Below are 11,636 nucleotides of genomic sequence, written 5' to 3' on the forward strand. Positions count from 1 at the left end.
TCAATGTAGGGCTTGGCCGCCCCGCATGTCTTGATATCTGGCGAGATGGCTAGAGCAGCTCACCGCGACTGCGAGCGTTGGCGTAAGCGGTCGCCGCGCTCAGCCGCTCGGCGGGGGTGGCGGCGCGCAGGGCGTCCGGCTCCGCGTCCCACTCCCGTCCGCCGCCGTAAGGCCTCAGCTGCACGTACGGCCCCTCGTGCCCCATCACGATGCCGACCTTCCCGGTACAGGTGTCCATCACATGAGTGCCGACGGCGGGCTTCACCGCACCACCCCCGCCAGCGCGGCCGTGAGCCGGCGCGCGGTCTCCACGGAACACCGCCCCAGTTCCACGAGCGGGCAGGGCACCTCCCGCGCCAGACTCACCGGGTCGAGCCCCAGCGACGGCAGAATCACCCCGACCTCTTCGAGAGCCGTCCGCAATTCCCTCAACGCCTCCTCCGCCTCTTCGACAACCTTCACCTTGCTCCCCTCCGCTTCCGCATTTCACGCTTCGCACATCAAGCGTGACGCTCCGCATCTACACTCGGAAGGCGTCTGCGTCCTACAAGAGCGCGGCAGGTCAAGGGGGTTGGCCATGGCCAACGGTTCACGGCAGGCGGTCTGGGAGTTCTTCGGCGCGGAACTGAAACGCCGCCGGGAGGACGCGGGATTCACCCAGGTGGAGCTGGGGGCCCTCGTCTTCGTCTCCGGCGCCTACATCGGCCAGTTCGAGCAGGCCATCCGGAAACCCCAGCTGGACATCGCCCAGCGGATCGACCGCGTCCTGCAAACCGACGGCATTTTCGAGCGCCTGTGCCGCAAGCTCATCGACGACCGACGGTACGCGGAGTACTTCGCGGAGGTCGTGGAGCTGGAGCGGGTGGCCACGAAGATCTGCGAGTTCGCGCCGACGGCGGTGCCGGGCCTCCTGCAGACCAGGTCCTACGCCGAGGCGGTCACCGTCGCGGCCAACCCGTTCGTCACGGACGAGTACGTCGAGGAGATCGTCGGCGCCCGGATGGAACGGGCACGGATCCTCAAGGACGCTACAAGACCCGAGTATTGGGTGATCCTGCACGAGAACGTGCTGCGGGTCCCGGTGGGCGGGGCGGGGGCGATGGCGGGGCAGCTGGAGCGGATCGCGGAGTTGATGCGGTCACGGACGGTTTGGGTGACGGTGGTGCCGTACGCGGCGGGAGCCCATGGGGCTGTTAACGGTCTTCTGCAGCTCATGGAGTTCGAGGACGCGCCACCGGTCGCCTATACAGAGACGTCGTTTTCGGGGACGTTGATGGACGATCCGGCTGTGGTGAAGAGGGCACAGCGCGCATACGATCTGCTCAGGGTCGCCGCACTGTCGCCGGAGGCGTCCCTCGCCGTGGTCGAGTCGGCGGCTGAGGATCACAGACGATGCGCGAGTACGACCTGAGCAACGCACGCTGGCACAAGAGCAGCTACAGCAACGGTCAGGGCGGCGACTGCGCCGAGGTCGGCTACGACTTCCCCGGCGCGGCGTGGCGCAAGAGCAGCTACAGCAACGGCGAAGGCGGCAGTTGCGTCGAGGTCGCCGACGGAGTCCCCGGTGTCGTACCGGTCCGGGACAGCAAGGTGACGAGCGGCCCGGTGCTGGTGATCGGGCCGGCCGCGTGGACGGAGTTCGTCGGCGCGGTGGGGGGCGCCCGCTTCTAGGCAGCCTTTCGCCCCTGCCCGGCCCCTCGTCGCCCCGGCGTTCCCTCGGTGGGCTACGCCATTCGTGTGCGCTGTCTTGACCGCCCCCACAGCCCCTCCTATGGTCGCGCTACCGACCGGACGTAGGACGTAGGACGTCGTATCTCCCTCCCTTCCACCCGCTGGAGGACCCGTGCGCGACGACGACGTGACCGCCGACAGGTCCACCCCCCACCGCCGCTCCCTGCTCAAAGGTCTCGGTGTGCTCGGTGCGGCCGTCGGTGTCGCCCCCGCCCTGGCCGCCTGTTCCGCCGGTCCCGAGTCCACCAACGAGACGGGGGGCGGGGGGACCGGGAAGGACCGGACGCTGACCGCTGTGATCGGGTACGGCAACGACGGCAGCTGGGATCCCACGCAGACGGCGTCGGCGTTCGCGATGGCCGCCAACAACCACATCTACGAAGGTCTGTTGGACACCGACCCGATCACCCGGACGCCCTATCCCGCGCTCGCCACCGCGGTGCCCCGCGACCCCTCCGCCACCAGCTGGCGGTTCACCCTCCGCGCCGGTGCCACCTTCCACGACGGCACGCCCGTCACCGCCGACGACGTGGTGTTCGTCTTCGACCGGATCCTGGACCCCGGCACCCAGACCCTCGCCAAGGGCTTCTTCGTCCCCTGGCTGGAGTCCGTACGCGCAGTCGACTCCCGGACCGTCGAACTCGTCCTGAAGTTCCCCTTCCCGGACGGGCTCGCCCGGCTCACGCTCGCCAAGATCATGCCGAAGCACGTCTTCTCCCGGCCCGGTGCCTGGGACGACGCGATCAAGGGGCTGGCCGTGGGCTCGGGGCCGTACCGGCAGACCGCGCACCACCCGAAGTCCAACACCACCTTCGAGGCGTTCGACGGCTACAACGGGCCCCGCAGGGCGGCCTTCCACAGGATGAACTGGCTGACGATCGTGGACGCCGCTCCCCGGGTCGCGAAGATCTCCGGTTCCGGGGCCGGGGCGCAGATCGCCGACAACATTCCGTACGCCAACGTCTCCCGGCTGGAGCAGGGCGGGCTGAAGGTCGCCGGCGGGGCCGGGATGAACAACCTGTTCCTGATGTTCAACACCCGGCACAAGCCCTTCGACGACGTCCGCGTCCGCCAGGCCCTGCACTACGCCATCGACACCGAGAAGATGATCCGTGTCGCGCTGAAGGGGCACGGGAAGCCCGCCTCCTCGTTCCTGAACGAGGGCAATCCCGGTTACCGGCGGGCCGGGACCGTCTACGACCACGACCCCGGCAAGGCGAAGGCGCTGCTGAAGGCCGCCGGGGTCAGCGGACTCAAGGTCGAGCTCCTCGCGGTCAACGTCAGCTGGATCGTGGACTGCCTGCCGACCGTCAAGGCGTCCTGGGACGCGATCGGTGTGGAGACCTCCCTCGTGCCGCAGGAGACCACCGCCGTGTTCACCAAGATGGACCAGAAGCGGGACTACCAGGTCGTCGCCGCCGCCTCCAACCCCAACCAGTTCGGGCTCGACGCCGATCTGGTCATGCACTACAACTACGGGCCCGGGAACCTGTGGATGCAGTACACGCGGTGGGCCGGCGACCCCGTCGCCAAGCGGCTCTTCAAGGACATGGACCGGGCGACGCGGGAGCCGGACCCCGCGCGGAAGAAGGCGATGGTCCAGGACTACATCGACGTCGTCGCCGAGCAGGCCGTGCTGTACCCGGTGGTCCACAACGAGCTGATGACCGCCTGGGACCCGCGCAGGCTCACCGGGATAAGGGCGCAGCCGTACCCCGGGATCAACCTCCTCCAGGCCAGGTGGGTCTGACGGGATGACGGCCGTCGTACGGATCCTGCTCCGCCGTGTCGCCCTGCTCGTGCCGCTGCTCCTCGGCATCGTGCTGTTCGTGTTCCTGGTGATGCGGTTCTCGGACGTGGACCCCGCGTCCGCGTTCTTCCAGGGGGCCAATCCGACCCCGGGGCAGCTGCACGAGTTCCGGGAGCGCAACGGGCTGCTGGACCCGCTGCCCCTGCGGTACGTCCGCTTCGTCGGAGATCTGCTCCACGGCGACCTCGGCACCAGCGTCCTGACCCGGGCCCCGGTGGCCGACCAGGTCACCACCGCGCTGCCGCTCACCCTCCAGCTGACCTTCCTCGGCCTGGCCATGGCGGTGGTGCTGGCGCTGGGGGGCGGGGTGACGGCCGCCGTGTACCGGGACCGGCTGCCGGACCAGGTCATCCGGGTCGTCTCGCTGGTGGGGGTCGCGGCGCCCGGGTTCTGGCTGGCGCTGCTGATGATCCAGTACCTGGCGGTGGACCGGGGCTGGTTCCCGACCGGCGGGTACGTCAACCCGGCCGACTCGGTCACGGGCTGGCTGAGGACCATGGCGCTGCCCGCCGCCGCCCTGTCCCTGCCGGTCGCCGCCCAGCTGACCAGGATCGTACGGACCTCCGTGGTGGAGGAACTGGACAAGGACTACGTGCGGACGGCGATCGGGAGCGGGCTGCCGCCGCGTGTGGTCGTCGGGCGGAACGTGCTCCGCAACGCGCTCGTCAATCCCCTCACCGTGCTCGGGCTGCGGGTCGGCTACCTCCTCGGCGGTGCGGTCGTCATCGAGACGATCTTCTCGCTGCCCGGGATGGGCAAGCTGATGATCGACGCCGTGCAGAACGGGGATCCGGCCGTCGTGCAGGGGGTCGTCCTGACCACGGCGACCGGGTTCGTCGTCGTCAACCTCGTCATCGACCTTCTGTATCTGCTGGTCAACCCACGTCTGAGGGCGGGCTGAGAATGGTCACGCGCGCGCGGCTCACCGAGCGGCTCTCCCGGCCCGGCGGCATCCGGTCGCGCGGCCGGCGCCGGCTGCCGCCGCTGTCGCGGGCCGCGGTCTGCTTCCTGGCCGTCGTCCTCCTCGTCGCCGTACTCGCTCCCCTGCTCGCCCCGGACGATCCGCTCGACCAGCAGGACCCGGTCGGCGGGTCCGGGCGGCCGTCGGCGGCGCACTGGCTCGGGCAGGACAGCCTGGGCCGGGACATCCTCAGCCGGCTGATGTACGGGGCCCGCTGGTCCCTCGCCATCGGGCTGGGCGCGACCGTGCTGGCGCTCGTCGTCGGGGCGGTCGTGGGGGCGGTCGCCGCCACCTCCCGCAAGGCCGTCGACGAGACGCTGATGCGCTGTCTGGACGTGGTGATGGCGTTCCCGGGGATCGCGCTGGCGGCCGTGCTGGTGGCCGTGTTCGGGGGCGGGATCGGGGTGCTGATCTGTGCCATCGCCTTTCTCTTCACCCCGCCCGTGGCCCGGGTCGTACGGGCCAACGTGCTGGACCAGTACGGTGAGGACTACGTCACCGCCGAGCGGGTCATCGGTGCCCGCACCCCGCACATCGTGCTGCGGCACGTGGCCGTCAACTGTGCCGCTCCGGTGCTGGTGTTCTGCACGGTCCAGGTCGCCGAGGCGATCGTCTTCGAGGCCTCGCTGTCCTTCATCGGCGCGGGCGTGCGGCCCCCGGACCCGTCCTGGGGCAGTGTGATCGCCGACGGCAAGAACATGGTGCTGACCGGCGGCTGGTGGGCGACCGTCTTCCCGGGGCTGCTGATCCTGCTCACCGTGCTGTCGCTGAACATCCTCTCCGAGGGCGTCTCGGACGCCTGGGCGGCACCCGCGCCCCGCGAGGCACGAGGGCCGGAGGACCGGCTGGAGGCCCCCGAGCCCGGTACCGGCGAGGTGCTGCCGCTGCCCGGGCTCACCGAGGCCGCCCGGCGGCTGCGGGCCCGGGCCCGCCCGCGCCCCGCCCCGGGCGGGCAGCCGGTGCTGGCGGTGGAGAACCTGGCCGTCGGTTTCCCGGACCGGCACCGGGGTGTGGACATCGTGGCCGGGGTCGGCTTCGAGGTGTACCCCGGTGAGGTGCTGGGGCTGGTGGGCGAGTCGGGCTGCGGGAAGTCGCTGACCGCGCTCACCGTGATGGGGCTGCAGCCGAAGGGGGCCCGGGTCGGCGGGCAGGTGCGGTTCCGGCAGCGGGATCTGCTGGCCGAGCCGATGCGGGTGCGGCGGCGGCTGCTGGGCCATGAGATGGCCATGGTCTACCAGGACGCCCTGTCCTCCCTGAACCCGGCCATGACCATCCGCGCCCAGTTGAAGCAGCTGGTCCGGCGCGGGGGCAGGCGTGGTCCGCGCGAGCTGATGGAGCTGGTCGGGCTGGATCCGGAGCGCACCCTGCGCAGTCACCCGCACGAGCTGTCCGGCGGGCAGCGGCAGCGGGTGCTGATCGCGATGGCGCTGTCCCGGGACCCGAAGCTGATCGTCGCCGACGAGCCGACCACGGCGCTGGACGTGACCGTGCAGGCGCAGGTGATGGAGCTGCTGCTGCGGCTGCGGGAGGAGCTGGGCTTCGCGCTGGTCCTGGTCTCGCACGATCTGGCGCTGGTCGCCGACGTCACCGACCGGGTGGTGGTGATGTACGGCGGGCAGATCGTGGAGACGGGGGTGACCGCCGAGCTGGTGGCGGCGCCGGCCCACCACTACACGCGGGGGCTGCTCGGGAGCGTGCTCTCGCTGGAGTCGGCGCAGGAGCGGATGACACAGATCAAGGGGGTCGTGCCGGCGCCGGCCGACTTCCCGGCGGGCTGCCGGTTCGCCGACCGCTGCCCGCTCGCCACCGAGGTGTGCCGCACGACCGCGCCGGTCCTCGCGGGGGTCCCGGTGCACTCGGCCGCCTGTCATCACCCGGTGGTCGGGCCGACGTCGGCTCAGAGCGAGGAGGCGGTGCAGTGAGCGCCGTGGTGGAGGTGCGGGACGCGCACGTGGTGCACAGGGCGCGCGGTGGCGGTCTGTTCCGGCGGGACCGGGTGTACGCCCTGACCGGCGCCGATCTGTCGGTGGCGGCCGGTGAGACGGTGGGGGTGGTCGGCGAGTCGGGGTGCGGGAAGTCGACGCTGGCGAAGGTGCTGGTGGGCGTCGAGCGGCCGGTGTCCGGGACGGTGGCGTTCCGGGGCCGGGACCTGTGGGCGATGCCGGCCGCCGAGCGCCGGGCCACGGCCGGCGCGGGCACCGGCATGATCTTCCAGGACCCGTCGACCGCGCTGAACCGCCGGCTGACCGTCCGCCGTGTCCTGCGTGACCCGCTGGACGTCCACCGGCGCGGCTCCCGGGCGGAGCGGGAGGAGCGGGTGCGGGAGTTGATGGCACTGGTGGGGCTGCCACGGGCGCTCGCGGAGGCCCTGCCGGGGCAGCTGTCCGGCGGGCAGCGGCAGCGGGTCGCCATCGCCCGGGCGCTCGCCCTGGACCCGGCGCTGGTCGTCGCGGACGAGCCGACCAGCGCGCTGGACGTCTCGGTCCGCGCACAGATCCTGAACCTGCTGCTCGATCTGAAGGAACGCCTGGGCCTGGCCCTGGTGTTCGTCTCACACGACATCCAGACGGTACGGCGGATGAGCGACCGGGTGATCACCATGTACCTGGGCCGGATCGTGGAGGAGACCCCGGCGGACCGGGTCACCGACGCGGCCCGGCACCCGTACACCCGTGCCCTGTTCTCGGCCACGCCCGGGCTGCTGGACCCGATCGACCCGATCCCGCTGACCGGGCCGGTGCCGTCGGCGACCCGCCCGCCGAGCGGCTGCCCGTTCCGCACCCGCTGCTGGAAGGCGGACGGGGTCTGCGCCGGGTCGATGCCGGACTTCTCGGCCGCGTCACGGCCCGGACACCGCTACCGGTGTCACCATCCTGTGGAGGAGGACCAGTCGACCCGAGACCTAGCCCGCCAGGAGCCGTGAATGACGTTCCCCGCCCCGCTGACCGGTGTCGTCCCGCCCGTCTGCACGCCGCTGACGCCGGAGCGCGAGGTGGATGTGCCCTCGCTGCTGCGTCTGGTCGACTTCCTGGTGGAGGGCGGGGTGCACGGGCTGTTCCTGCTGGGCTCGACCTCGGAGGCGGCCTTTCTGACGGACGCGCAGCGCCGGCAGGTGGTGGCGGCCGTCACCGGGCACGTGGGCGGTCGGCTGCCCGTGCTCGCCGGTGCCATCGACATGACGACCCCGCGGGTCCTGGACCACGTCCGGGCGGTCACGTCGGCCGGCGCGCAGGCCGTCGTCGTCACCGCCCCCTTCTACGCCCGCACCCACCCCGCCGAGATCGTCCATCACTACCGCCGGATCGCCGCCGCCAGCCCGGTCCCGGTGATCGCCTACGACATTCCGGTCGCCGTGCACACCAAGCTCCCCGCCGAGCTGGTGCTGGGGCTCGCCGGGGACGGGGTGCTGGCCGGGATCAAGGACTCCAGCGGGGATCTGGCGGCGTTCCGGGAGGTCGTCACGGGGGCCAGGGCCCACGCCGGGTTCAGTGTGCTGACCGGTTCGGAGCTGGTCGCCGACGCGGCGCTGGCGCTGGGCGCCGACGGGGCGGTGCCGGGGCTGGCCAACGTCGACCCGCACGGGTACGTCCGGCTGTACCGTCTGTGCGCGGCGGGCGACCTGGACGGGGCGCGGGCCGAACAGGAGCGGCTGTGCGCGCTGTTCGGGATGGTGGGCGCCGGGGATCCCGCGCGGATGGGCGGCAGCTCGTCGGCGCTGGGCGCGTTCAAGGCGGCGCTGCATCTGCGCGGGGTCATCGACTGCCCGGTGACCGCCGAGCCGCAGGTCCCGTTGTCCGGCGCGGAGGTCGAGCGGGTCGGCAAGTTCCTGGCGGCGGCGGGGCTGCTGGGGTCCGGGTCGCGGGGGACGCACCGGCACTGAGGGCGGCGGTCACGGTGTGGGCCGGGCGGCCCTGCGGAGCCGCTGCAGCTCGCGGTGGACGGCCCAGGCGTCCGCGACCGGGCCCAGGTGCCCGAGCTTGTCGGGGTTGCCCACCAGCCGGACCGCGTGGATCCGTCCGTCGAGCACGTCGAGGACCAGGGTCTGGAGCACCTTGCCGTCCCGGTCGTGGAAGACCGCGCCGGGCTGGCCGTTGACCTCGTGGGTCTCGAAGGTCGCGTCGACCAGGGCCAGCTGGGCGATGACCAAGCCGAGCAGCCGGGCCACCTTGTCGGCGCCGAGGACGGCCCGGGCCAGCTGCGGCGACTTGCCGCCGCCGTCGCCGACCATGGAGGCGTCGGCGGCGAGCAGGTCCTGCAGTCCGGTGACATCGCCTTCGCGGAGGGCGTCGAAGAACCGTGCGGCCAGTTCCTCCCGTTCGGTGCGGTCGGCCTCGAAGCGGGGCCGGCCCTCGGACATGTGGCGGCGGGCCCGCACCGCGAGCTGGCGGCAGGCGGCCTCCGAGCGGCCGACGGCCGAGGCGATCTCGGGGAAGCCGAAGTCGAACACCTCGCGCAGCACGAAGACCGCCCGTTCCAGCGGGCTGAGCCGTTCGAGCAGGAGCAGGGCGGCCATGGACACGGAGTCGGCGAGCTCCGCCGAGCGTGCCGGGTCCTCGTAGGGGTCGGCGAGCAGCGGCTCCGGGAACCACGGCCCGACGTAGGCCTCCCGCCGGACGCGGGCCGAGCGGAGCACGTCGATGGAGAGCCGGGTCACCGTGGCCGACAGGAAGGCCCTGACCGACCGCGGTTCGGTCGGGGAGTCGACGTAGCGCAGCCAGGTCTCCTGGACCGCGTCCTCGGCCTCGCTGACGCTGCCCAGGATCCGGTAGGCGATCGAGAACAGCAGGGGCCGCAGCTCCTGGAACTCCTCTGTCCGGCTCATGTGTCTCTCCCCCATGCGATGAATGCGGCCGGTGCGAGACGGCCGATGCTCAGCGGCACGAGCGCGGACTCGCCGCGCCGCCCGTGGGTGATCATCGCACCGGTCATCAGCGGCATCCAGCGGACGACGGTGACCGGTACCAGGGCCGGGGCGGGAAAGGTTCATCGTCGTCCACTCCTTGTACCGGTCGGTGCGTACCCGGTCGGTGAGTACCGGTAGGTGCGTGCACCCCCTACGACGGGACAGCCGGGTGTGTCTGTGACACCCCGGGGGGTCAGGGCAGGCGGATCCGGTGGAACTCCAGTGACTCGTAGGGGCCTTGGCGGCCGGTCTCGTAGAGGACGCCGAGGGTGCCGGGGGCGAGCTGGACGAGGTCGGAGTAGGCGGCCGGGCGGTCGGAGAGGGTGCGGAGCCTGGTGAAGGTGCGGCCGGCGTCCGTGCTGGCCCACAGGGCGAGGGCGCGGCGGGCGTCCGGCACCGAGGGCGCGGAGAACAGCAGGGGCGCGCCGGGGCCGCTGGGCTGGAGGACGCTGCCCTGGACCACGGGGACGGCGTTCAGGGCCGGCTGGACGGTGAAGGGGCGGTCCAGGGTGCGGCCGCCGTCGCGGGAGTAGGTGTCGAGGCGGTTGCCGGGGGCGGTGCCGTTCTGGTCGCGGGCGCCGAGGTAGACGCGGCCGTCGGGGAGCTGGGCGGCGCCGGTCTCGTTGGTGTTGGTCCGGCCGTCGTGGGTGTCGTCGGTGAAGCCGAGGTGCCAGCTGCGGCCGAGGTCGTCGCTGTAGAGGGCGTGGCCGCCGTAGTACCTGGGTTCCCGGCCGGTGTCGGGGGAGCCGGGCGGCGGGGCCGCGGAGTGGTCGGCGGGGATCAGGAGGCGGCCGGTGTGGGGGCCGTGGGTGAGGGCGAGGGCGTGGCCGGGGCCGGTGGCGTACCAGCGCCAGCCCGGCCGGGTCACCTGGGCGGTGATGTCGCGTGGGGCCGTGAAGTGCCGTCCGTCGTCCCCGCTGCGCTGCACGTGGACCCGGCGGCCCTGCCGCGGGGTGACCTGGCCGCGCATGATCTGCTCCTCCGTCACGGTCCCGCTGTTGGCGCAGGTCACCAGGACGATCGCGCCGGTGTGCGGGTCGGTCACGGGGGCGGGGTTGCCCCGGGTGTGCCCGTGCCCGGCGGTCACGACGGTCAGCGGGCCCCAGGTGCAGCCGCCGTCGGTCGAGCGGCGCAGGACGACGTCGATGTCCCCGGTGTCCGCGGGCCCGGAGCGGCGGCCCTCCGCGAAGGCCAGGACCGTGCCCTGCCGGGTCCTCACCACGGCCGGGATGCGGTAGACGGCGTAGCCGCCCTGCCCGGAGACGTAGGGCACGGAGGAGTCGCAGCCGCCGGCCGCGGGTGCGGCGTGCGCGGGCAGCGGGGCGGTGAGCGAGGCGAGGAGCACCAGGCCGGCGAGGAGGGAGCGGCTGCGCGGGGTCACTCCCTGAGGCTGCCCGCGGTCGCGGGGGCGGCCTTACTCCGCACGGGTGGTCAGGACGGGGTGCGGGCCGCGGCCAGCAAGCGGGTGACGTCGTCGGAGCAGATGGTGAGGGCCGCGCCGACGGTGGCGAGGGCGTCGCGTTCGGCGGGGGTGTAGGGGCCGTCGGCGAGGGCGATGCGGGCGCCCTGGAGGAGCAGGGCCTCGCGGCCGGCCGGGGCGAGGTGCGGGGCCAGCGGGTCCAGGGCCTCGTGCAGTTCTATGGTCAGCCCGGCCCCGCACGGCTGCTCGAAGTAGCGGCCGGTGTCGGCGGCGAGGGCCTCGACCAGGGCGGCCAGCTGGTCCTCGGTGCAGTCGTCGAAGCCGGCCGCGCGGACCGCGGTGGCGGCCGTCTCCAGGGCCGTGCGGGAGCCGGTGCCGCCCGCGGCGAGCACGGCGAGGGCGACGGTGTGCACGGCGTCGCGGAGCATCGCGGAGAAGCGGCGGGTGGTGGGGTGGTCCAGCACCTCGGTGCCGAAGTGGTGCTCGCAGGCCGCGCACTCCACGACCGGTCCGGTGGTCCCGCGCGGCAGCACCGGCACGCCGAGCAGGGTGAGCCGGCGGCGTCCGGTGAGGCGCTGGTAGTTGCGGTCGCCGCCGCAGCCGGGACAGAAGAACTCGCCGTCTCCGACGGGCGTCCACGCGGTGCGGGTGCCCAGGATGCGCACAGCCCTGGCGGCACGGCCGTCTCGTCCCCGTACTGGCAGCACGTCGCACCTCCGTAACCGCGCGGCAACATCGCCGCGCTGGCGTGATGTTAGCCACATCACCGAGGTGGCGTCAGTACCCCGTACGAGACCTTTCCGTGACCTGG

General features: G+C 72.6%; 12 protein-coding genes. 7 read left to right on the top strand and 5 right to left on the bottom strand.

From position 1 onward, the window contains the following. Window positions 1-49: 49 nt before the first annotated feature. Together ACZ7N4_RS03445 and ACZ7N4_RS03450 are read right to left on the bottom strand one after the other, a co-directional pair. Window positions 50-265 carry a hypothetical protein gene (locus ACZ7N4_RS03445; RefSeq protein ID WP_471353277.1) on the bottom strand — a complete coding sequence of 72 codons (216 nt, stop codon included), beginning with the start codon at window positions 263-265 and terminating at the stop codon, window positions 50-52. Beyond that, window positions 262-462, bottom strand: coding sequence for a hypothetical protein (locus ACZ7N4_RS03450; protein WP_471353279.1), 201 nt, complete (start codon window positions 460-462; stop codon window positions 262-264). Before ACZ7N4_RS03450 ends, ACZ7N4_RS03445 begins: the two co-directional genes overlap by 4 nt. A gap of 115 nt (window positions 463-577) precedes the next feature. On the opposite strand from ACZ7N4_RS03450, the gene ACZ7N4_RS03455 reads away from it, so the two are divergent. The 7 genes from ACZ7N4_RS03455 (at window position 578) to ACZ7N4_RS03485 (ending at window position 8,382) form a co-directional block, all read left to right on the top strand. Beyond that, window positions 578-1,411, top strand: a complete 834-nt coding sequence (locus tag ACZ7N4_RS03455) for a helix-turn-helix domain-containing protein (protein ID WP_471353281.1) — start codon at window positions 578-580, stop codon at window positions 1,409-1,411. Next, window positions 1,393-1,671 carry a DUF397 domain-containing protein gene (locus tag ACZ7N4_RS03460; RefSeq protein ID WP_471353283.1) on the top strand — a complete coding sequence of 93 codons (279 nt, stop codon included), beginning with the start codon at window positions 1,393-1,395 and terminating at the stop codon, window positions 1,669-1,671. Before ACZ7N4_RS03455 ends, ACZ7N4_RS03460 begins: the two co-directional genes overlap by 19 nt. A gap of 172 nt (window positions 1,672-1,843) precedes the next feature. Continuing rightward, the gene (locus tag ACZ7N4_RS03465) at window positions 1,844-3,481 is read left to right on the top strand and encodes an ABC transporter substrate-binding protein (protein WP_471353285.1); all 1,638 of its coding nucleotides are present in this window, start codon (window positions 1,844-1,846) and stop codon (window positions 3,479-3,481) included. 4 nt (window positions 3,482-3,485) lie between these two features. Beyond that, a complete protein-coding gene (locus ACZ7N4_RS03470; RefSeq protein WP_471353287.1) occupies window positions 3,486-4,442 on the top strand; it encodes an ABC transporter permease in 957 nt (318 codons plus the stop codon). 2 nt (window positions 4,443-4,444) lie between these two features. Beyond that, window positions 4,445-6,424 (top strand): dipeptide/oligopeptide/nickel ABC transporter permease/ATP-binding protein, encoded by a 1,980-nt coding sequence (locus ACZ7N4_RS03475; protein ID WP_471353289.1) that lies wholly within the window; start codon window positions 4,445-4,447, stop codon window positions 6,422-6,424. Next, window positions 6,421-7,425 (top strand): oligopeptide/dipeptide ABC transporter ATP-binding protein, encoded by a 1,005-nt coding sequence (locus ACZ7N4_RS03480; protein WP_471353291.1) that lies wholly within the window; start codon window positions 6,421-6,423, stop codon window positions 7,423-7,425. The genes ACZ7N4_RS03475 and ACZ7N4_RS03480 overlap by 4 nt, the downstream gene beginning before the upstream one ends. Continuing rightward, window positions 7,426-8,382 (top strand): dihydrodipicolinate synthase family protein, encoded by a 957-nt coding sequence (locus tag ACZ7N4_RS03485; RefSeq protein WP_471353293.1) that lies wholly within the window; start codon window positions 7,426-7,428, stop codon window positions 8,380-8,382. It abuts the gene before it with no gap. A 9-nt stretch (window positions 8,383-8,391) separates the two neighbouring features. On the opposite strand, the gene ACZ7N4_RS03490 is transcribed toward ACZ7N4_RS03485, so the two are convergent. The 3 genes from ACZ7N4_RS03490 to ACZ7N4_RS03500 form a co-directional block, all read right to left on the bottom strand. Then, window positions 8,392-9,324 carry an RNA polymerase sigma-70 factor gene (locus ACZ7N4_RS03490; RefSeq protein ID WP_471353295.1) on the bottom strand — a complete coding sequence of 311 codons (933 nt, stop codon included), beginning with the start codon at window positions 9,322-9,324 and terminating at the stop codon, window positions 8,392-8,394. 274 nt (window positions 9,325-9,598) lie between these two features. After that, window positions 9,599-10,786 carry a sialidase family protein gene (locus tag ACZ7N4_RS03495; RefSeq protein WP_471353297.1) on the bottom strand — a complete coding sequence of 396 codons (1,188 nt, stop codon included), beginning with the start codon at window positions 10,784-10,786 and terminating at the stop codon, window positions 9,599-9,601. Window positions 10,787-10,836: 50 nt separating this feature from the next. Then, window positions 10,837-11,532 carry a TerB family tellurite resistance protein gene (locus ACZ7N4_RS03500; RefSeq protein ID WP_471353299.1) on the bottom strand — a complete coding sequence of 232 codons (696 nt, stop codon included), beginning with the start codon at window positions 11,530-11,532 and terminating at the stop codon, window positions 10,837-10,839. Between the last annotated feature and the right edge of the window lie 104 nt (window positions 11,533-11,636).

This window comes from Streptomyces sp. NPDC107654 (assembly GCF_055639035.1).